Origin of the sequence: Weissella cibaria (assembly GCF_004521965.1) — a bacterium.
In the GTDB taxonomy this organism is placed as follows: Bacteria; Bacillota; Bacilli; order Lactobacillales; family Lactobacillaceae; genus Weissella; species Weissella cibaria_A.
In genome coordinates this window covers 19,420-39,171 of the sequence record NZ_SDGK01000061.1, presented here as the reverse complement: position 1 = coordinate 39,171, position 19,752 = coordinate 19,420, and the positions used below count along the sequence as shown (strand labels likewise).

22 protein-coding genes and 2 tRNA genes are annotated in these 19,752 nt (G+C 46.2%); all 24 read right to left on the bottom strand.

Features of this window, described 5'->3' with window-relative positions; translation table 11 throughout:
* Nucleotides 1-60: 60 nt before the first annotated feature.
* Nucleotides 61-133, bottom strand: a tRNA-Thr gene (locus EST42_RS07760).
* Nucleotides 134-154: 21 nt separating this feature from the next.
* A tRNA-Leu gene (locus EST42_RS07755) sits at nucleotides 155-236 on the bottom strand.
* Between the two features lie 259 nt (nucleotides 237-495).
* Nucleotides 496-1,779, bottom strand: coding sequence for a serine--tRNA ligase (gene serS, locus EST42_RS07750; protein WP_134644930.1), 1,284 nt, complete (start codon nucleotides 1,777-1,779; stop codon nucleotides 496-498).
* Between the two features lie 16 nt (nucleotides 1,780-1,795).
* Nucleotides 1,796-2,446 (bottom strand): deoxynucleoside kinase, encoded by a 651-nt coding sequence (locus EST42_RS07745; RefSeq protein WP_010369531.1) that lies wholly within the window; start codon nucleotides 2,444-2,446, stop codon nucleotides 1,796-1,798.
* Nucleotides 2,447-2,517: 71 nt separating this feature from the next.
* Nucleotides 2,518-3,303 carry a M15 family metallopeptidase gene (locus EST42_RS07740; protein WP_134644929.1) on the bottom strand — a complete coding sequence of 262 codons (786 nt, stop codon included), beginning with the start codon at nucleotides 3,301-3,303 and terminating at the stop codon, nucleotides 2,518-2,520.
* Nucleotides 3,304-3,408: 105 nt separating this feature from the next.
* Nucleotides 3,409-3,825, bottom strand: coding sequence for a F0F1 ATP synthase subunit epsilon (locus EST42_RS07735; RefSeq protein WP_134644928.1), 417 nt, complete (start codon nucleotides 3,823-3,825; stop codon nucleotides 3,409-3,411).
* Between the two features lie 12 nt (nucleotides 3,826-3,837).
* A complete protein-coding gene (gene atpD, locus EST42_RS07730) occupies nucleotides 3,838-5,238 on the bottom strand; it encodes a F0F1 ATP synthase subunit beta (protein WP_134644927.1) in 1,401 nt (466 codons plus the stop codon).
* A 43-nt stretch (nucleotides 5,239-5,281) separates the two neighbouring features.
* On the bottom strand, nucleotides 5,282-6,160 hold the full coding sequence (locus tag EST42_RS07725; RefSeq protein ID WP_134644926.1) for a F0F1 ATP synthase subunit gamma: 879 nt from the start codon (nucleotides 6,158-6,160) through the stop codon (nucleotides 5,282-5,284).
* 18 nt (nucleotides 6,161-6,178) lie between these two features.
* Nucleotides 6,179-7,690, bottom strand: coding sequence for a F0F1 ATP synthase subunit alpha (gene atpA / locus EST42_RS07720; RefSeq protein ID WP_134644925.1), 1,512 nt, complete (start codon nucleotides 7,688-7,690; stop codon nucleotides 6,179-6,181).
* 75 nt (nucleotides 7,691-7,765) lie between these two features.
* Complete coding sequence (gene atpH / locus EST42_RS07715) at nucleotides 7,766-8,308, bottom strand: ATP synthase F1 subunit delta (protein WP_134644924.1); 543 nt, start codon at nucleotides 8,306-8,308, stop codon at nucleotides 7,766-7,768.
* Nucleotides 8,308-8,823 carry a F0F1 ATP synthase subunit B gene (atpF, locus tag EST42_RS07710; RefSeq protein WP_134644923.1) on the bottom strand — a complete coding sequence of 172 codons (516 nt, stop codon included), beginning with the start codon at nucleotides 8,821-8,823 and terminating at the stop codon, nucleotides 8,308-8,310. The genes atpH and atpF overlap by 1 nt, the downstream gene beginning before the upstream one ends.
* A gap of 24 nt (nucleotides 8,824-8,847) precedes the next feature.
* A complete protein-coding gene (gene atpE, locus EST42_RS07705; RefSeq protein ID WP_004560332.1) occupies nucleotides 8,848-9,066 on the bottom strand; it encodes a F0F1 ATP synthase subunit C in 219 nt (72 codons plus the stop codon).
* Between the two features lie 31 nt (nucleotides 9,067-9,097).
* Nucleotides 9,098-9,820 carry a F0F1 ATP synthase subunit A gene (gene atpB, locus EST42_RS07700; RefSeq protein WP_010369559.1) on the bottom strand — a complete coding sequence of 241 codons (723 nt, stop codon included), beginning with the start codon at nucleotides 9,818-9,820 and terminating at the stop codon, nucleotides 9,098-9,100.
* 326 nt (nucleotides 9,821-10,146) lie between these two features.
* Complete coding sequence (locus EST42_RS07695) at nucleotides 10,147-11,424, bottom strand: solute carrier family 23 protein (protein ID WP_134644922.1); 1,278 nt, start codon at nucleotides 11,422-11,424, stop codon at nucleotides 10,147-10,149.
* A gap of 227 nt (nucleotides 11,425-11,651) precedes the next feature.
* The gene (locus EST42_RS07690; protein ID WP_134644921.1) at nucleotides 11,652-12,062 is read right to left on the bottom strand and encodes a pyridoxamine 5'-phosphate oxidase family protein; all 411 of its coding nucleotides are present in this window, start codon (nucleotides 12,060-12,062) and stop codon (nucleotides 11,652-11,654) included.
* A 65-nt stretch (nucleotides 12,063-12,127) separates the two neighbouring features.
* Nucleotides 12,128-12,763 carry an NAD(P)H-binding protein gene (locus EST42_RS07685; protein WP_134644920.1) on the bottom strand — a complete coding sequence of 212 codons (636 nt, stop codon included), beginning with the start codon at nucleotides 12,761-12,763 and terminating at the stop codon, nucleotides 12,128-12,130.
* Between the two features lie 106 nt (nucleotides 12,764-12,869).
* Nucleotides 12,870-13,499, bottom strand: a complete 630-nt coding sequence (gene upp / locus EST42_RS07680; protein WP_134644919.1) for a uracil phosphoribosyltransferase — start codon at nucleotides 13,497-13,499, stop codon at nucleotides 12,870-12,872.
* A 42-nt stretch (nucleotides 13,500-13,541) separates the two neighbouring features.
* Nucleotides 13,542-14,792 (bottom strand): serine hydroxymethyltransferase, encoded by a 1,251-nt coding sequence (glyA, locus tag EST42_RS07675; protein ID WP_134644918.1) that lies wholly within the window; start codon nucleotides 14,790-14,792, stop codon nucleotides 13,542-13,544.
* A gap of 47 nt (nucleotides 14,793-14,839) precedes the next feature.
* Nucleotides 14,840-15,868, bottom strand: a complete 1,029-nt coding sequence (locus EST42_RS07670; protein ID WP_134644917.1) for an L-threonylcarbamoyladenylate synthase — start codon at nucleotides 15,866-15,868, stop codon at nucleotides 14,840-14,842.
* A gap of 5 nt (nucleotides 15,869-15,873) precedes the next feature.
* A complete protein-coding gene (prmC, locus tag EST42_RS07665) occupies nucleotides 15,874-16,737 on the bottom strand; it encodes a peptide chain release factor N(5)-glutamine methyltransferase (protein ID WP_134644916.1) in 864 nt (287 codons plus the stop codon).
* Nucleotides 16,738-16,742: 5 nt separating this feature from the next.
* Complete coding sequence (gene prfA / locus EST42_RS07660; RefSeq protein ID WP_134644915.1) at nucleotides 16,743-17,828, bottom strand: peptide chain release factor 1; 1,086 nt, start codon at nucleotides 17,826-17,828, stop codon at nucleotides 16,743-16,745.
* Nucleotides 17,829-17,860: 32 nt separating this feature from the next.
* Nucleotides 17,861-18,457, bottom strand: a complete 597-nt coding sequence (locus EST42_RS07655) for a thymidine kinase (protein WP_099088564.1) — start codon at nucleotides 18,455-18,457, stop codon at nucleotides 17,861-17,863.
* A 118-nt stretch (nucleotides 18,458-18,575) separates the two neighbouring features.
* Entirely contained in the window at nucleotides 18,576-19,319 is a 744-nt protein-coding gene (locus tag EST42_RS07650; protein WP_245150435.1) for a hypothetical protein, read from the bottom strand.
* A gap of 15 nt (nucleotides 19,320-19,334) precedes the next feature.
* Nucleotides 19,335-19,562 carry a hypothetical protein gene (locus EST42_RS11170; RefSeq protein ID WP_245150434.1) on the bottom strand — a complete coding sequence of 76 codons (228 nt, stop codon included), beginning with the start codon at nucleotides 19,560-19,562 and terminating at the stop codon, nucleotides 19,335-19,337.
* Nucleotides 19,563-19,752 lie beyond the last annotated feature (190 nt).

Below are 19,752 nucleotides of genomic sequence, written 5' to 3'. Positions count from 1 at the left end.
ACCCGCGACCTCTACCATGGCAAGGTAGCGTTCTACCAACTGAACTATATTCGCATCAAATGCCGACTACTGGATTCGAACCAGCGACCCCTTCATTACTAGTGAAGTGCTCTGCCAGCTGAGCTAAGTCGGCATGTCTATCGTAAACCGATAATACGGATGACAGGAATCGAACCTGCACGCCCGAAGGCACTGGAACCTAAATCCAGCGCGTCTGCCAGTTCCGCCACATCCGCAACAGACGTCTTCAAGTTATTCGCTTGAAACAACTTTTATATAATAACAAGTTTCGAATTAAGTGTCAACACTTTTTTAAAACTTGTTTTATCAAGTGGAACGCTTGGCAGCGGTCCGGTAGGCATGTCGCCTTACCACTCGATATATATTACTCGCTTCAACGCGTTTTGACAACCCCCTTTATTCATATTATTTTCGCAATTCACGAACATAAAAAAGCCACCTGCCGATAATCGACGGGTGGTTAATTAGTTATTATTACAACTTGTCTTCAGGGACAATCTTGTCTGCGCCAAAGTATGGACGTAGCACTTCTGGAATTGTCACTGTACCATCTTCATTTTGGTAGTTTTCCAAAATTGCAGCAACCGTACGACCAACTGCCAACCCTGATCCGTTCAACGTATGAACGAATTGCAACTTACCTTCTTCATCACGGTATTGAATACGGGCACGACGCGCTTGGAAAGTCTCCGTGTTTGATACAGATGAAATCTCACGGTAGATGTCTTGTTCAGGCATCCAAACTTCCAAGTCGTATGTCTTAGCAGCTGAGAAGCCCATATCTCCCGTTGACAACGTGATTACGTGATATGGCAAGTGCAACTTTTGCAAGATGTTTTCAGCGTTTGCCGTCATATCCTCCAAAGCTTGGTTTGATTGCTCAGGCTTCGTAAACTTAACCATTTCAACCTTGTTGAATTGGTGCATACGAATCAAGCCACGCGTGTCACGACCAGCTGACCCGGCTTCTTGACGGAACGATGGTGAAACGGCCGTTACAGAGTATGGCAACTTGTCAGCATCAATCACTTCTTCACGGAAGTAGTTCGTCAAAGGCACTTCAGCCGTTGGAATCAACGTCATGTCTGCGTTCGTGCCGACACGATAAGCGTCTTCCATAAACTTAGGGTATTGACCCGTACCAAACATGGCTGCGTCCTTAACCATGTAAGGCGTAATCATTTCCTTGTAGCCTTCCTTTTGGTGCTCGTCCAACATAAAGTTGTAAACGGCACGCTCAAGACGGGCGCCTTGGCCAACGTAGTAGACAAAGCGAGCACCGGCAACCTTAGCACCGCGCTCCCAGTCCAAAATACCAAGGCCTTCACCAATTTCGTAGTGTGCCTTTGGCTTGAAGTCGAATGATGGGATTTCACCCCAAACACGCTCTTCACGGTTAGCTTCTTCATCTGCACCAACTGGAATCGTTGGGTTTGGCAAGTTAGGGAAATGCAACATGCGGTCTTGGATAGCTTCGTCGACCTTAGCGACTTCTTCATCCAATTCCTTAATCTTTGCAGACACCGTTTGCATTTCAGCAATAACATCTGACGCGTCTTCCTTGTTACGCTTCTTCAAACCAATTTCGTCAGACACCGTGTTGCGGCGGGCCTTCAACTCTTCCGTTTGTACCAACAACTCACGACGCTTAGCATCGTCAGCTACCAAGGCATCAACTTCCGCAGCATCGACACCACGTGTAGCCAAACGTTCCTTTACGCTTTCCGTTTCATTACGGATCAACTTCATATCTAACATAATTCTTTTCTCCTAATTAATCACGCAAACCGAGTTCATCAACTTTTTCGTCAATCAAAGATAATACCTTCTTAGCCGCTTCAGGGTCATTAACGAAGTCGTACTTATCACCATCAATACTTAGCTTAGGTGAACGGTCGTAACCTTCAAACCAAGCAATGTAACGCTCGTTCAACGTCTTGTAGTAATCATACAAAGATGGGTCGTGATCAATTTGTTCGAAATCACGACCACGCTTTTGGATACGGGCCAACATTGTATCGAAACTAACGTGGATATAAATCAACAAATCTGGCGTCTTAACGATAGCATCGTCGGAAAAATCAACTTGTTCCATCATGTTGTTCAACAAATCGCCGTAAATTTGGACTTCTGTTTGCGTTGCACGTTCCAAATCGGCATTCAATTGAAACAGCAACAAATCTTCAAAAATTGAACGATCAATGACGTTTAGCTTGCTGCCTTGTGCGTCCTTGATATTGTCCATGCGCTTATTCAAGAAATAATTTTGTAGCAAGAACGCATACTTCTTTGGATTCTCGTAGAACAAAGGCAAAATTGGGTTATCGTCCACGGACTCATAGAATGCGTCACTTCCCAAGTGCTCAGCGAGCATAGTTGTCAAACTGGTCTTTCCAGCTCCGATAGTTCCCGATAATACGATCATCGTGTCGTCCTGCTTTCTAAAATCAATATTAAGTCTATTCTACCAAATTTAAGAGGCCCTTAACACTCCCTTTATTTGGTCAGACGGTCTTTATAAGTTGCGCTGTATTCTTCGAGGGCTGGGATATCAGCTGACTTTGACTTATTGTAGTCACCACCTGCATTACCTGTGTATTGTTCCAATGATAAATGGTACTTCGTAATAACCGCAGCTGCCCGCTTACCAACATAACGCATGTGCCATTCTTCGTGGTCATACCCGGTTAAAGTCGTTAAATCTTCCGGATAACGGACAATCAAGCCATACTTATAGGCATTATCCTGCAACCATTGCGCAGCATCTAGGTCAGATCCACCTTCCGCAAACAAGCCACCGGTACTACTCCGCAAATCAAACGCCAAACCAGTTTGGTGTTCTGAGTAACCAGGTCGGGCCGAAACGGAATCAGCTGCCGCCTGCCCCTGACCAGCCACATAACCATCATACAATATCTTCTGGTAATCATAAGCTCGGTACCCAGAAACCGTATCCCCAACGTTAAAGCCAGCAGCCTTCATCGCACTAATCAATTCATCTTTTGCCTGGTTCGTCTTAGGGCTCAAGCCACCATTATAGGGGTTGTAATCAGCTGGCAACGGATGTTTTTTGTTAACAACCATTAATGTCGTCGCCTCAGGTGCCCCGGCTTTCACCTGCACAGGATATGGCTTGGTCGTTGCCGACTTGGTTTTCTTGCTCGTGTGTTGACTAGACTCGGTAATTGACGTGGTTTGAAGTTGCTGATGGGCATAAACTAAGCCCCCAGCAACCAGTCCAATTACGACGACGCCAATGCCAACCGTCGCACCTAATTTCATGGGTTGTCTCCTTCATGCTTTTTTCTGTCTGTTACTAGTTTACCACCCGAAACAAAAAAGGACCCCGAACATTTCTGTTCGAGATCCTTAAAGTTAGTCGATTGACTACTTGCCAGTCGCAACGTGGATACGGTTCGCGGCACGCAACAAAGCGACCTGAGCACGTTCTACATCACGAACTGAGCTTTCTTCAGCAAGGCGACGCTCGGCGCGTTCCTTAGCTGACTCAGCACGTGTCACATCGATGTCAGCAGCACGCTCAGCGGCGTCTGACACAACAGTCAACACGTTTGAAGAGAACTCAGCAAAGCCGCCGCTGACAGCCAAGCGTTCTTCAACGCCATTGGCCTCGTCAACAATTTTCACTTCGCTCACTTTCAAAGCTGAAATAATTGGTGCGTGGTTCGCCATGACACCCACTTCACCGCCAGTCGTACTAAGCACAACTAACGTAGCAGTCTCATAATCGAACACGACACCATTCGGCGTTACCACCTTAACATGTAGGCTGTGTTCACTCATGGCGCGCCCTCACTATTGAGCCATCGTAGCAGCCTTATCAGCTACTTGTTCGATGACACCAACGTTACGGAAGGCATCTTCAGGGTATTGGTCGTACTTACCTTCCAAGATTTCCTTGAAGCTACGTACAGTTTCAGCAACTGGTACGTACTCACCCTTCAAACCAGTAAACGTCTCAGCAACTGAGAATGGTTGTGACAAGAAGAATTGAATACGACGAGCGCGGTTAACGGTCGTCTTCTCTTCATCTGACAATTCATCCATACCCAAGATTGAAATAATGTCTTGCAACTCACGGTAACGTTGCAACGTACGTTGTACTTCAGTTGCAACTTCGTAGTGTTCTTGACCAACAATCTCAGGCGTCAATGCAGTTGACGTTGAAGCCAATGGATCCACAGCTGGGTAGATACCCTGTTGCGTCAATGAACGCTCCAAGTTAGTTGTGGCATCCAAATGCGCAAATGTCGTAGCAGGAGCAGGGTCAGTATAGTCATCGGCAGGCACGTAAACGGCTTGGATAGATGTAACTGAACCCTTTTGTGTTGACGTAATACGCTCTTGCAATTGACCCATTTCAGTTGCCAACGTAGGTTGGTAACCAACGGCTGATGGGATACGTCCCAACAAGGCTGAAACCTCTGAACCAGCTTGCGTGAAACGGAAGATGTTGTCGATAAACAACAACACATCTTGTCCGTTAACATCACGGAAGTGCTCAGCAATTGTCAAACCAGTCAAGGCAACACGCATACGCGCTCCAGGAGGCTCGTTCATTTGACCATAAACCATGGCCGTTTGCTTCAAAACTCCTGAATCTTTCATTTCGTGATACATGTCGTTACCTTCACGGGTACGCTCCCCGACACCAGTAAAGACAGAAATACCATTGTGACCTTGTGCGATGTTGTGAATCAATTCTTGAATCAAAACAGTCTTACCAACTCCGGCACCACCGAACAATCCGATCTTTCCACCACGGATGTAAGGTGCCAACAAATCGATAACCTTGATACCAGTTTCAAGGATTTCAGTAGATGTGGCCAATTGGTCGTAGGCAGGCGCGTCACGGTGGATTGGGTCACGAGGAACATCCTCACCCAATGCTTCACCACCGTCAACGGGGTTACCCAAAACGTTGAACACACGTCCCAACGTAGCTTCACCGACTGGAACACTAATAGGTGCATTAGTGTCCTCTACGGCCATCCCACGTTGCAAACCATCAGTTGAGTCCATGGCAATCGTACGAACGACACCATCACCCAAAGCCAAAGATACTTCAACCGTCAACGAACCTTGCTCACCCTTATCGATGATCAAAGCATTGTTGATGTCAGGTACTTGAGTTCCTGATGGAAAGGCAACGTCGACGACTGGGCCAATGACTTGAACAACACGTCCAGTATTCATTGTCGTTTCCTTCCTTCATTTCAAAGGGGTTCCGCCGCTTGGACTAATCCAAGGCAGCCATACCACCTGTAATTTCTGTAATTTCCGTCGTAATCGCACTTTGACGCGCACGGTTGAATTGCAACTCCAACGTATTAATCACTTCCTTGGCGTTATCAGTTGCCGATGACATTGCGTTGGCCGAAGCCGCGTGCTCAGCCGTCTTGGCATCCAAAATAGCACCATAAACCAAACTCTCAGCATATTGTGGCAAAACCACACCCAAGATTTGTTCTGGAGAAGGATCCATTTCGTAATCCGCCTTCAAACCGCCATCTTCAGTTGGTTCCATGTCATCAGTCGTAACTGGCAACATCTTCTCCAAACGAAGATCGTTTTGAATACGTGATACGAAGTGTTGGTATGCAACAGTCAACTCATCAAAGACTTCGTTGTCGTACATTGTCGTAACGGTCTTAACGATTTCGCGAACCTCGTTAAAGGTAGGCACATCAGACACACCACGGTACTCGTATGCAACATTGAAGCCACGCTTCTTGAAGAAGTCTGAAGCGTTACCACCAACGGCCAAAATAACCACTTGGTCAGGCGTCAATTGACGCTCCTCGATAACTGCCATCAAACCCTTCAATAGCGTTGAGTTATAACCACCAACCAAACCACGATCAGAAGAGATGACCAAGAAGCCAACCTTCTTCACATCACGTTGTTCAAGTAAAGTACCTGAAACATTGTTGATGTGTGCATTAGCTAAGTGTGCCACAACGTCGTGCAAGGCGTTAGCATACGTTGTGTATGAACTACCGTGACGTTGAATTTGACTCAACTTAGCCGTAGAAACCATTTGCATGGCACTCGTGATTTGTCGCGTCTTTTTTGTTGAGGCAATTCGGCGTTGAATATCTTGCAAAGAAGCTGCCATTTATCGCCCCTCCCTTAATTAATGGGCACTTGGCGCAAAGGTTGCCTTGAACTCCGTAATTGCAGCGTTCATAGCATCTGCATCAGGCAAATCCTTTGTGTCAACAATCGTTTGCAACAAGTCGTTGTGTGAAGCACGAACAGCTGCGATCAATTCTGATTCGAAGCGTTGGATATCTTCAATTGCAACGTCATCCATAAAACCACGAGTCAAGGCGTACAATGACAAAACTTGCTCTTCAACTGGCAATGGTTGATGCAATGGTTGCTTCAACAGCTCAACAGTACGACGACCACGGGCCAACTTAGCTTGCGTTGCCGCATCCAAGTCAGAACCGAATTGTGCGAATGACTCCAACTCCTTAAATGAAGCCAAGTCCAAACGCAACGTTCCGGCAACCTTCTTCATGGCCTTAATTTGGGCGTCACCACCAACACGTGAAACAGAAGTTCCGGCATCGATGGCAGGACGTACGCCGGCGTAGAATTGGTCGGCATCCAAGAAGATTTGTCCGTCGGTGATTGAGATAACGTTCGTTGGGATGTACGCAGAAACGTCACCCGCTTGCGTTTCGATAACTGGCAAAGCAGTCATAGAACCGCCACCCAATTCGTCTGACAACTTTGCCGCACGTTCTAGCAAACGTGAGTGCAAGTAGAAGACGTCACCAGGGTAAGCTTCACGTCCAGGAGGACGACGAAGAATCAATGACAGCTCACGGTAAGCCGTAGCTTGCTTTGACAAATCATCGTACACAATCAAAACATGCTTGCCGTTGTACATGAACTCTTCACCCATTGCTGCTCCGGCATAAGGTGCCAAGTACAACATTGGGGCTGGTTCTGAAGGGCCAGCTGAGACAACAATCGTGTAATCCAAAGCACCCATTTGACGCAAAGTTTCAACTTGCGTACGCACAGTTGAGTCCTTTTGTCCAATAGCCACGTAGATAACGATCATGTCTTGATCCTTTTGGTTCAAGATCGTGTCGATGGCAACAGACGTCTTACCCGTCTTACGGTCACCGATAATCAACTCACGTTGTCCACGACCAATAGGAACCAAGGCGTCGACGGCCTTCAAACCAGTTTGCAATGGCTCGAAAACAGACTTACGATCCATAACTCCTGGGGCCTTTATTTCAACTGGACGAGTGCTCGTCGAGTTAATTGGTCCCATTCCGTCGATTGGTTGACCCAATGCGTTAACAACACGTCCGATCAATCCCTCACCAACAGGCACTTCCATAATACGACCAGTGCGCTTAACAGTATCGCCTTCGCGAATCTCGTCGTACTTACCTAGGATAATGATACCAACATCATTAGACTCAAGGTTTTGTGCCATACCAAATACGCCGTTCTCAAACTCGACCAATTCACCGGCAAGAGCATTCTCCAAACCGGTTACACGGGCAATACCATCACCAACATAAGTAACAGTACCCGTTTCTTGAACAGTCAATTCGTCTTGATAGTTGGCCAATTGGCTCTTGATGAGTGAACTGATTTCTTCAGCTTTGATGCTCATTTCAGCAGTTCCTCTTTCTTTAAAGTGTGTCTATTCATCACACACAACATCAATTTCTACTAGATTTTCAGATTACTAGCGGATGATACTCTGACGAATAGCAGCTAACTTAGTTGCTAATGACCCATCCAAAATCTGGTTGTTAGCTCGCACAACAACGCCACCAAGTAAGTTTTCGTCAACAGATTGTGTCAACTTAACTTCCTTTGCATCAAAACGAGTTGCAAGTTGCGCCGTCATCCGGACAACTTGTTCATCGCTCAACGCAACGGCAGTCTTAACTTCTGCGTATACCACACCTTCAGCCTTGTTAACCAAAGCTTCGTATGCCGTAATAATCGCTGGCAAGTTGCTGAAACGGCGGTAATCATACGCCATTTGAAGCAAGTTAGTTACCACTTGGCTAGTCCCATCTGATAGCGTTGCTACCATTTGCTTCTTAGCCGACTCAGGCACACGCATTGATTCAATGGCCTTCGTCAATTTTGGGTTTTCCACCAATACTGCGCGGACTTCAGTCAATTCAGCTAAAGTCGCAGCATCCGTGTTTTGGTCATGGGTTAATTCGAACAAAGCAACGGCATATCGCTTAGCAATCGTTGCTTGATCCAATGCCATTACTTGTTACCTAACCCTTCGATGTAGGCGTCAATCAACGCCTTTTGATCATCTAACTTTAGTTCCTTTTGGATAATCTTTTGTGCGATTGATACTGACAATTCAGCAACATCATTCTTCACGCCAGCCATAGCCTCGGCACGCTCTTGCTCGATTTGAGCTGAAGCTTGATCCTTTGTGGCTTGGGCAGCTACATGCGCGTCAGCAACGATTTGATCACGTTGCTTACCGGCAGCAGCCTTAGCGTCAGTGATGATGCCGTTTGCTTCAGTACGTGCTGTTTGCAATTGAGCAGAACGCTCAGCTGCATCAGCTTCGGCTTGCTTGCGGGCCTCTTCAGCAGAGTCCAAATCGCGAGAAACCTTTTCCGCACGGCTTTCCATCATCTTTACTACTGGACCCCAGGCGAACTTCTTAATAAGAAGCATCAACACTAGGAATGCCACTAGTACAAACAACATGTTACCCAAAGCCAACCCTTCGCTAGCACCTGCTAGAACAATTTGATTAATCATAATTAGTTGGCCTCCGCGTTACTATTACTTGCTCAACAACATGAAGGCAATGGCAATGGCAATGATAGGCACGGCCTCGACCAATCCAACACCGATGAACATGTTAGAACGCAACTTACCTTCCAATTCAGGTTGACGGGCCATACCTGAGATCATGCTTGAAATAACAATACCGTTACCAATTCCGGCACCAATAGCGGCACCAGCAGCAGCAACACCAACACCAATGGTTGCAACGTCCATTTTTTTAATCCTCCAATTAGATAAAAAACAATTACTCTTCAATCTCAGTCTTTTCTGATACGTAAACCGTAGTCAACGTCACAAAGACATAAGCTTGAATACTTCCGACAAACAAAGAGAATGCTTGCCAAATCATCGTCAACAAGAATGCTGGAACGAATGATACGACACCGGCTGCATTTGCCAATTCCCAAAGAAGAGACAAGACCATTTCACCGGCAAAAATGTTACCGAACAAACGAAGTCCCAATGTTAAGAAACTTGTGAATTGCTCAATAATGTTAATTGGCAGCAATGCGCTAAATGGACTCAAGTAAACTGACTTGAAATAGTTCTTAAATCCGAGCTTTTGAACACCCAAGAAATGGGACATTCCAATTGCAATCAATGCCAAGGTCATCGTTACCAACGGGTTAGCCGTTGGTGAACGCAAGTACGTTACGTCATTGAAGTTAACCACGAAGGCAACACCCAATTGGTTCGCAACGAAGATGAACATGAACATTGAGAATGCGAAGAACTTTAAGTTAGTTCCAGTTCGATTTGGTAGCGATCCATCAACAATACCGTTGGTAAAATCGATAATCCATTCTAGGAAATTTTGCTTTGACTTACCAGCTGGCTTTAAAACCAACTTGCGAGACATCCAAAATACCAAGAAGAAAACAATTGCGAATGTCACAGTTGTTGAAATGATAATGCTCCAGTCGAACGTTAGCCCCGCAATGCTAAAGGTTGCGGTCTTCTCACCCACAGAAATCCACCTCTTTCCTTTCTAAATATAATTGAGCGGCGATGCGCAGAACACAGGGCCGTTAAACTTTTACCCCCCTATATTACGCTTTTAGGAACGAAATTCAACGTTTTAGCATTCAACAAATTTGTCCCAAATGTGCAACCACTCAAGAAAAGGCCCATTTAGCGACGTTTCAATCATTCCAATTAGGAATAAATTGATATTAATATCCAGAATTGATATTTCCCGACTTGCCAAACCCGCGTCATTAAGCGTTTTTGTGACATTTTACAAATAAAAAGCGACATTGCTTTTACGCACCGTCGCCTATTCTTGAATATTTATTACTCTTCAGAAGCTGCCTTTTGTGGCAAAACCAAATTCAGAATAATTCCCAAAACTGTCGCAATTGCCACCCCTGAGAATTGGATAATGTCATTACCGTGACCAACTTGCAAGTATGCGTTTCCAATTCCGATAACCAAAACTGATGAGGCAATCATCAAATTACGCTTTAAGTTGAAGTCGATCTTGTTTTCAACGATGATACGCAAACCAGAAGCTGCGATAACACCGAACAGCAAGAATGAGACACCACCTGTTACAGCGCCGGGAATTGATTGAATCAATGCTGACAACTTACCCACGAATGAGAACAAAATAGCGAAGACGGCCGCACCAATCAAGACGTACACTGAGTGAACCTTGGTAATAGCCATAACACCGATATTTTCTCCGTATGACGTCACTGATGGTCCGCCAACCAAACCAGCGAAGATTGAGGCTGTACCATCACCAGCCAACGTACGGTGCAAACCAGGATTACGTATGAAGTCGCGACCCGTCAAATCATCCAAGACCATCAAGTGACCCAAGTGTTCAGTAATCGTGACCAATGCTAGCGGTGCCATCACGATAATCGCACCCCAGTGCATTACAGGTTTGTAATCCACAAATGGTACATCAAAATCTGGCAAGGCAAACCATGCCGCGTGTGCAACTGGTGCTAAATCAACTAACCCAAACAAAATCGCAAAGATGTAACCACCCACAATACCAAGTAAAATGGGAATCAAGCCCAAGAGGCCCTTAAGGAACATATTGAAGAGGATTGTCAAAGCCAACGTGATCATCGCCACTGCAAAAACCCGAATATCATACTTGCCATTCAACAAGGTTGCTGATTGTGCAGCAGATGATGCCAATGACAGCCCGATGACCATGATAATTGGCCCCACCACAATCGGCGGCAACAACTTTTCAATCCAGTTTGTACCGATGAACGCCACAATCGCAGCGACAATCAAGTAAACAATACCAACCGAGATAACACCAGTTGCCACACCGGGGTAGCCAGTTGTTTTCATTAAGGCCACCATCGGAATAATAAAGGCAAAACTTGACCCCATGTACGCTGGAATTTGACGCTTCGTAATCAAGATGTGCAGCAAAGTTCCCACACCTGAACTAAATAGCGCAATTCCGGGGTTCAAACCAACCAACAATGGCACCAACACCGTTGACCCAAACATTGAGAACATGTGTTGCAATGACAACCCAATCCATTGCAAGAAGCCCGGCCGTTCATTGACGTCTAGGACCACATCGCGTTTCGTTTCCATAATAACACTCCTCTTTCATCGCCTTTAAAAACAAAAGCAGCCAAGATGACTCATCATCCCAGCTGCTAAATCTTGTAACGTGCGGTTGTTTTAGTCCTACTACCCCAATAGTACGTTAGTCGATCTTGTTAGTCTCGCTGGGCTAACTTAAAGACGTTCTTTATGTCTATTAGTATATAGTAGTTAAAACTCTTGGTAAACACTTCAGTTCGTGTTAAACGTTTTACTTAAAAATTGATCACTTCTGGCGCTTCAACGAATGACGCCAACAGTGCTGACGGGAACGTCAACTCCAAAATAATTTCTTGTTCTGGCGTTGGGTGACCGGCCATGAAGCCCTTATTATCTTCGAAATAGTGCTTCACATCGGCCCACGTCTTTTCAGAGCGCACCAGTGTTCCCTTGTTTGATGAGATTCGGCGACCGCCCTCCCCCATCATCGTATTAAACGCAACCTTACTGTTTGCATCCAATTCAGCAACCTTGGCAGAGGCTGGATCGGTTACCAAGTACCACTTATTAGGCGCTTCAGTTGATTGTGCAAAGCCCATGATGCGGGTTGATGGTTGATTATCAACCGCCGTTGCCATCACCAACAATTGACCGGCCGCAACCACGTATTCGTTAAAGTTTGCCATATGTGCAATTCCTCACTTTCTTTTCGTTACCTACATTCTAACAGAAAGAAAGTTCACCTGCTGGTTTAAATTGACTTTAATTCTCGCAAAGCCGCTGGAATCGCAACTTCCCCATCGTGCATCGTAATGACCCGGCGGTACGTATTCTCAGCTTGCAACAACGCTACCAAAACAGCCGCAACGTTTGGAATAGCATTCTTACCCGGCTCAGTTGGGTCAAGCGCAACCAACCCGGTCGCAGGCTCTTCAACCAATGAACCCGCTTGCAAGATGGTGTAGTCCAAGTTGGTATTATCCATCAACCATCGATCGGCAAAGAACTTGGCAATGTTGTAATCGCGCAATCCTTCACCCCATTCAGCTGGTGACGTCGCGTTCCATGATGACAACATGATAAAGCGCTTAATGCCCAAGGCTTCGGCTGCGTTTTCCAACTTAACTGCTCCAAAAGCGTCGATTTGTAATAAATTCTTACCACGTGAACCAGCTACAAAATAGATGGCATCAACTGCCAACGGACGCAACTCACCAATTAGCGTGGCTTCATCAGCCAACAAGTCAATGTTCTTGACCGTTACACCAGCGCCAAAATCTTGGTCAGTATGACGTGTCCCTGCAACAACTTCACGGCCATCCGCTACTAATTGCTTAACCAATTCCTTACCAACACGACCACTTGCACCAACAACTAGTACTCTCATGTGTATCTCCTTTTCATCACTGATAATATCTTTCATTCTACCCAATCGTAACAAAAATAGAGGCTGAATGATATTAATCACTCTGCCTCTACTATCCAATTTACAATTAGTGAGTACCGAACAAACGGTCACCGGCATCACCCAAACCTGGGACAATGTAACCGTGTTCGTTCAAACCTCCGTCCAAACCAGCCGTGTACACGTCAACGTCAGGGTGGGCCTTTTGTACTGTCTCAACACCGATTGGGGCTGAAACCAACGTAATCAACTTAATCTTCGTCGCGCCACGCTTCTTCAACGCATCAATCGCCATGACCGCTGAACCACCAGTGGCCAACATTGGATCAACAACCAACACTTCGCGTTGATCAATATCCTCTGGCAACTTAACGAAGTATTCAACTGGCTCCAATGATTCTTCATCACGGTACATACCGATGTGACCGATACGAGCGGCTGGGATCAACTTCATAATACCGTCGACCATGCCCAAACCGGCACGCAAAATTGGCACGATAGCCAACTTCTTACCAGCCAACGCCTTTTGCGTCGTCTTGGCAACTGGTGTTTCAACAACAACATCTTCAACTGGCAAATCACGCGTTACTTCGTACGCCATCAATGATGCAATTTCATCAACAATTTCGCGGAACTCCTTCGTTCCAACGTTCTTATCACGAATAATCGTTAGCTTGTGTTGAATCAATGGGTGATCAAAAACAGTAAGCTTGCTCATGTCATTTACTCCAATTCATTTTCTTCTATTATACAGGTTATGTTATTCCGCGTGCTCAATTCCGCTCAATGGGAATTGATCCGTCAGTGCAATAACTTCCGCTGCAATCAAATCGAGGACTTCTTGGTTATCGTGGTTCTCAAAGGCACGCAAAATCATGTGGGCCACTTGACGCGCCTCATGCTCCTTAAAGCCGCGGGTCGTAATTGCTGGCGTTCCGATGCGAATACCTGACGTAATGAACGGACTACGTGGCTCATTTGGAATAGCTTCCTTATTAGTCGTAATGTGAATACTATCCAATAAGTTTTGCGCTTCCTTACCCGTCAAACCAGTTGCAGTCAAATCCAAGTTAAAGAGGTGGTTATCCGTGCCACCAGAAACAACGCGAACCAAATCAGATTGCTCGAAGACTTCGACCATTGCCTTAGCATTGGCCACGATTTGTTGACCATATGCCTTGAAGCTAGGTTGCATATCCTCATAGAACGCAGCTGCCTTACCCGCAATCACGTGTTCCAATGGACCACCTTGCGTGCCTGGAAAGACCGCTGAGTTCAACTTCTTACCTAATTCAGCCTTGGCCAAAATCATACCACCACGTGGACCACGCAACGTCTTGTGCGTCGTTGTGGTCACAACATCTGCAATGCCAACTGGTGATGGGTGAACACCGGCTGCAATTAAACCGGCGATGTGGGCCATATCGACCATCAAATAAGCACCAACTGAATCGGCGATTTGACGGAAGCGGTCAAAGTCAATGAATCGTGAATATGCTGACGCACCCGTCACAATCAACTTAGGCTGGAACTCATCGGCCAACGCTTGCACTTGATCGTAATCAATCAATTCGTTCTCATCCAATCCGTATGAGTGAAATTGGTAAGTCTTACCCGAGAAGTTAACTGATGATCCGTGTGTCAAGTGACCACCAGCATTCAAGTCCATCCCCAACACGTGGTCTCCGTGATCAAGTAAAGCCGCATAAACAGCCGCATTCGCTTGCGAACCTGAATGCGGTTGCACATTGGCGTATTCGGCACCAAACAATTCCATTGCCCGGTCGATAGCCAATTGTTCAACTTGGTCGATGTATTCTGTACCACCGTAGTAACGCTTACCTGGATAACCTTCAGCGTACTTATTTGTCAAAATACTACCTTGTGCCGCACGGACACCTGCTGATGCAATGTTCTCAGATGCAATCAATTCAATATTGTGTTCTTGGCGGTCGCTTTCACGATCAATCGCTGCCCACAACTCTGGATCAAATTCACGATAATTTGTCATTCGCAATGACCTCCTATATATCCCCAATAACTATTACAGCCCCAAAATTAATCCGCCAACAGTTCAGTTACCCAGTGACCGCCTGACGACTTGCCAAGACGGTTATTGTAAGCACTATTTTCTGGCGTATTTGGCATAGCAGCCACCAAAACGGTTAACACATCCTTACGATCATCAAAATGACGTAAGCCGGCAAACAATTTCGCTGCTGCAGTATCTCCATTATCCCCGAGCGACCAGACAAAGTCCATGCCGGCCAACTGGTGTTTCACAATTAAATCGTTCGTCAACATCAAGCCAACTGGCTCCAATTGGCTTTGTGCCCAAATAATCGCCTGTGTCCAATCTTCCGGTGCCACCATATAGACATCTTTATCAGGTGCATAGTGGCGATACTTCATGCCCGGTGCTTTTGGCGCTTCATCTGCATCAACGTGCTTAATTTCAGAGTCCACCGGCACACCCAAAACTGCTTCGATTTGGGCTGGCGTAATCTTACCAGGACGCAACACAGCTGGTGTATCTGTCGACAAATCAATCACCGTCGACTCCACCCCAATCTTTGTCGCACCATCGTCCAAGATGCCTGAAATCTTACCATGCAAATCATGATAAACGTGTTGGGCAGTTGTTGGTGATGGCTTCCCTGACGTGTTCGCAGATGGACCAACCATGGGCGCATCTGCCTCACGAATCAACGCCCGTGTCACGTCGTTATCCGGCATCCGGGCGGCAACAGTATCCAAGCCCCCCGTTACCGTCGTTGACACTGTACCTGGCTTGACTGGCAAAATCATCGTCAAAGGTCCTGGCCAAAAGGCGTCCATTAACATTTCGGCCCACGCATTAACCACCGCAAAGCGATCAACTTGTTCCATGTCAGCGACGTGGACAATCAACGGATTATCCGATGGTCGGCCTTTTGCTGCGTACACTCTACTAACTGCTTTTTCATTAAAGGCATCGGCACCCAAGCCGTACACCGTTTCAGTCGGGAACGCTACCAGTGATCCGCGCTTAATCGCACGAACGGCTGCTAGCAATTCGTCGGCCGACCAAATTTTCGTCTCTGCCATACTCTTTATGCCTCCCGCGACACTTTAATCATCCGATCATGTCCACTCATATCTTGACGCAACGCTACTGATACGCCAGGCAACTCGCCAAAGACCGCTAACAAAGCTGGCCCTTGTTGATAGCCAATTTCAAAGTACGCTGTCCCGTTGGGTGCCAAGTAAGTGAGTAATTGGGCTGCCATTTGTTTGTACAAGGCTAACCCCTCATCATCAGCAAACAAAGCCAAATCTGGTTCGTACATGATAACTGACTCATCCATCACATCACGTTCCGCCTCACTAATATAAGGTGGGTTCGAAATAATGATGTCGTATTGCCCAGTTGCTTTGCTAAACAAGTCACTTTCAATGAACTTAACCTGCTTGGCGAACTGGTCAGCGTTGGCTTGCGCTACTACTAACGCATCTGCTGAAATATCCGCCCCAGTCACATTCCAGGTTGGTCGTTCAGCCCCAATTGTTACCGCAATCGCCCCTGAACCAGTTCCAATGTCGAGCACGCGTTGTGCTGTCCCAGTTGCTTTATGATCGTTTAGTACCCATTCAACTAATTCTTCAGTCTCCTGGCGTGGAATCAAAACACGTCGATCAACGTTGAACTCGCGGCCATAGAACGCAGCGTGGCCCAGCGCGTACTGCACTGGTTGACCACCCTTAATTGCCCGGACGGCAACCATGAAACGTAACCGCTTCTCGTCCTCTAAGACCGTATTCAAGTTATTCGCCAATTGCGCATAGTTCCAATCCATCATCCCCGTTAGCAGATAATCGATTTGTGCAAGTCGCTCTTCTTGGTCGTGAATATATGGCTCAAGTTGCCAATCACCCCAATCGCAAACTGCTTGAATTGTCCATTGTTCATCAAACATGTTATCTATCCTTGCTTCAATTCTTCCAACTTAGCCGTTTGATCAGCGATAATCAACGCATCAATCACGTCTTCCAATTCACCATTCATAATCCGATCCAACTTGTTCAATGACAAACCAATACGGTGGTCAGTCACACGGTTTTGTGGGTAGTTATACGTTCGAATACGTTCTGAACGATCACCCGTACCAACCGCCGTCTTACGTTGCTCAGCGTATTCAGCTTCGTTTTGTGACGCGTAATAATCGTAGACACGCGCCTTCAAAATTTCCAACGCCTTCGCACGGTTTTGTTGTTGCGAACGTTGGTCTTGCATTGCCACTACGATACCAGAAGGCAAGTGGGTCATACGCACAGCTGATGACGTCTTGTTAACGTGCTGTCCACCGGCACCAGATGAGCGGTACACATCGACACGCAAATCCTTGTCTTCAATTTCAATATCAACGTCTTCGTATTCTGGCATCACACCAACAGTAGCCGTTGACGTGTGCACACGCCCAGCTGATTCCGTTTCAGGGACACGTTGCACACGGTGCGCACCGTTCTCAAACTTCAACTTTGAATAAACGTTGTTACCCGTAATCATCAAAACGATTTCCTTGTACCCACCGATTTCAGTTTTGTTTTCATCGATAATTTCAACGTTCCAACCTTGCTTTTCAGCGTAGCGTTGGTACATGCCGTACAAGTCAGCCGCAAACAAAGCCCCTTCATCACCACCGGCAGCCCCGTGGATTTCCATGATGATGTTCTTATCATCGTTTGGATCCTTTGGCAAAAGCAAAATCTTGATTTGCTCTTCAAGGGTTTCCTTTTCTGCCTTTAGCTCCTTCAACTCATCTTTGGCCATTTCTTCCAATTCAGCGTCGCCCAAGCCTTCGTTCAACATCTCTTCGTTGCCTTCGATACCGTCAACAACATCCTTGTAGCGCTTAAACGTCTCAACAGTTTCACGCAAGCTACCTTCTTCCTTAGAAAGCGCCATGAAACGTTGCGTATCTGAAATGACATCAGGGTCAGAAATCATTTCGCTGATTTCGTCGTAACGGTCAACAACCGCTTGGACCTTCTCAAAAATCTCATCCATGTGATTTACAATTCCTCTTCTTTAAGTATGTATTAGTGCTTAACAACACGACGGGCAATCGCTGCCATGTCTGGGTGATTATAGTGATAACGGCAAACTGGCATGTAGGCTTCATCCCCACCAATTTGCACCTGTGCGCCTTCATAAACGGGCCGACCGTCAGAAATGCGTAAGTTCATCGTCGCCTTACGACCGCAGAATGAACAAAGCGTCTTCATTTCCTCGATTTTATCCGCATAAATCAGCAAAGCTTCTGATCCCGGGAATAAGTTATTAAACGCGTCATTCTTCAACCCGAAGGCCAAGACAGGAATATGTAACTCATCCACTACCCGTGTCAGTTGTAACACCTGGGCTTTGGTCATAAATTGGGCTTCGTCGATTAAGACTGCAGCAACCTCATCTTGACTGTGAATTAATGCGAACAGGTCGTCCTGCTCAGTAATTGCTGTGGCTGAACGTTGCATCCCAATCCGTGATGCAATTTCACCAACCCCAGAACGATTATCTAGCGCACTCGTCAATAAAAGCACATGGCGTTGTTGTGTTTCATAGTTGTGTGCGACTTTTAAAATTTCGATACTCTTACCGCTTGCCATCGCGCCGTAACGATAAAACAGTTGCGCCATATGCGACCACCTTTCCGTTTGCCAAACCATTTTTTGCAGTTTGCCACTCGTATACCAGTATAACGAAATTTCACTTATAAAAAAAGAAGAGAACTCGCAACCGTTCCCTTCTTGTAATTTAATCGGCTAAATTCTTGTAATTTAAAATCTTCTTGTACATCGTCTTGTACTCAACATTCGTCATCGTGGCCTTGTATGGTGGGATGTAAAAAATCTTGGCATGCTTATCGAGGTAGTCCATCGGATTCATCTTATCAGAAGCCATGGCCTTCTTCCACGTATCACGTGAGATACCTTGCTTATCAGCTTGCCAATCAAGAATAAATGACGCCAACGCACCGACGTTATACGTTTCAGCGTATGCACCACTATCTAGGTAAGCCAAGCGGTTTTGCTTAAATAATGTCCGCACAGCTTGATTGTTTTGTTTCATCGTATTCACCTTGTCTGGATAACCAGCAAATAGTGATGAACGAATCTCGTAGTAGTACGCCGTTTCTTCCACACGATCGCCCTCAAAGGTTGCCTTGTAGTTCTTCTTGTCGTAACGGTACGTCGCCAACGCTTGCGCCAATGACTTTCCAGACTTATTCGTGTACGCCGCCATCAACTGTTCTTGCAATTGCAATCGAATGCGGCGCGCATCCGTGTGCTTCGAATACTCGTTTTGGTCTGGGTTGTAGTGCTTATTCGGCGAAGCCCAGCCCTCCTGTTCTGTCCCGTGGAAAATTTCGTGCGCATTAAACGCCATAAACCAACCTGATAGCGGTTGGGGATCGATATCATACCTAAGCGCTTCTTTTTCAGTCATGTCTGACACCTTACCCGTTGGCGTCACCATCCAGAACTTCTTATCATCCACCCCCTTGACAATGGCCTATTGGTTAACGTTCTTATTATTTGGCCAAAGCGAGGGCGAAATTTTATGGTAAGTCTTCGCCTGATTCGCAAATGTCTTGTGGACATATGTCGAGACATCTTGATCAGCCCGCGCTTTCGTAATACCAAATTCACTTGCCTGTGTTGTCGTGCCCAATAGTGCTACACTAGCACCCACGACGCCGGCGCCCAAACTAACTCGCGCCACTGGTTTTTTCATCCCCATTTCGTAAATCCCACTATTTTCAAATTTGTTTTATTGCATTTAGTTTAAAAAAAACGAGAGCGAGACCAAACAACGTTATCATCGGGTTCAGTCTTTCGGAACACGTTTAAAAGCCGCCAATCCTCCGATTTTAAATCGGGAGATTGGCGGCTTTTAAGGCTGAGACAGAGACTTCTGTCCCAGCCTCGTT

What these genes read in the sequence shown, in the direction of transcription:
- upp (WP_134644919.1), bottom strand. Translation starts at nt 13,499, where the DNA reads ATGAGCAAGCTTACTGTTTTTGATCACCCATTGATTCAACACAAGCTA.
- EST42_RS07725 (WP_134644926.1), bottom strand. Translation starts at nt 6,160, where the DNA reads ATGGCAGCTTCTTTGCAAGATATTCAACGCCGAATTGCCTCAACAAAA.
- EST42_RS07735 (WP_134644928.1), bottom strand. Translation starts at nt 3,825, where the DNA reads ATGAGTGAACACAGCCTACATGTTAAGGTGGTAACGCCGAATGGTGTC.
- atpA (WP_134644925.1), bottom strand. Translation starts at nt 7,690, where the DNA reads ATGAGCATCAAAGCTGAAGAAATCAGTTCACTCATCAAGAGCCAATTG.
- EST42_RS07655 (WP_099088564.1), bottom strand. Translation starts at nt 18,457, where the DNA reads ATGGCGCAACTGTTTTATCGTTACGGCGCGATGGCAAGCGGTAAGAGT.
- EST42_RS07740 (WP_134644929.1), bottom strand. Translation starts at nt 3,303, where the DNA reads ATGAAATTAGGTGCGACGGTTGGCATTGGCGTCGTCGTAATTGGACTG.
- prfA (WP_134644915.1), bottom strand. Translation starts at nt 17,828, where the DNA reads ATGGATGAGATTTTTGAGAAGGTCCAAGCGGTTGTTGACCGTTACGAC.
- EST42_RS07695 (WP_134644922.1), bottom strand. Translation starts at nt 11,424, where the DNA reads ATGGAAACGAAACGCGATGTGGTCCTAGACGTCAATGAACGGCCGGGC.
- atpF (WP_134644923.1), bottom strand. Translation starts at nt 8,823, where the DNA reads ATGATTAATCAAATTGTTCTAGCAGGTGCTAGCGAAGGGTTGGCTTTG.
- serS (WP_134644930.1), bottom strand. Translation starts at nt 1,779, where the DNA reads ATGTTAGATATGAAGTTGATCCGTAATGAAACGGAAAGCGTAAAGGAA.
- prmC (WP_134644916.1), bottom strand. Translation starts at nt 16,737, where the DNA reads ATGTTTGATGAACAATGGACAATTCAAGCAGTTTGCGATTGGGGTGAT.
- EST42_RS07690 (WP_134644921.1), bottom strand. Translation starts at nt 12,062, where the DNA reads ATGGCAAACTTTAACGAATACGTGGTTGCGGCCGGTCAATTGTTGGTG.
- EST42_RS11170 (WP_245150434.1), bottom strand. Translation starts at nt 19,562, where the DNA reads ATGGGGATGAAAAAACCAGTGGCGCGAGTTAGTTTGGGCGCCGGCGTC.
- glyA (WP_134644918.1), bottom strand. Translation starts at nt 14,792, where the DNA reads ATGACAAATTATCGTGAATTTGATCCAGAGTTGTGGGCAGCGATTGAT.
- atpH (WP_134644924.1), bottom strand. Translation starts at nt 8,308, where the DNA reads ATGGCATTGGATCAAGCAACGATTGCTAAGCGATATGCCGTTGCTTTG.
- atpD (WP_134644927.1), bottom strand. Translation starts at nt 5,238, where the DNA reads ATGAATACTGGACGTGTTGTTCAAGTCATTGGCCCAGTCGTCGACGTT.
- EST42_RS07685 (WP_134644920.1), bottom strand. Translation starts at nt 12,763, where the DNA reads ATGAGAGTACTAGTTGTTGGTGCAAGTGGTCGTGTTGGTAAGGAATTG.
- atpE (WP_004560332.1), bottom strand. Translation starts at nt 9,066, where the DNA reads ATGGACGTTGCAACCATTGGTGTTGGTGTTGCTGCTGCTGGTGCCGCT.
- EST42_RS07745 (WP_010369531.1), bottom strand. Translation starts at nt 2,446, where the DNA reads ATGATCGTATTATCGGGAACTATCGGAGCTGGAAAGACCAGTTTGACA.
- EST42_RS07670 (WP_134644917.1), bottom strand. Translation starts at nt 15,868, where the DNA reads ATGGCAGAGACGAAAATTTGGTCGGCCGACGAATTGCTAGCAGCCGTT.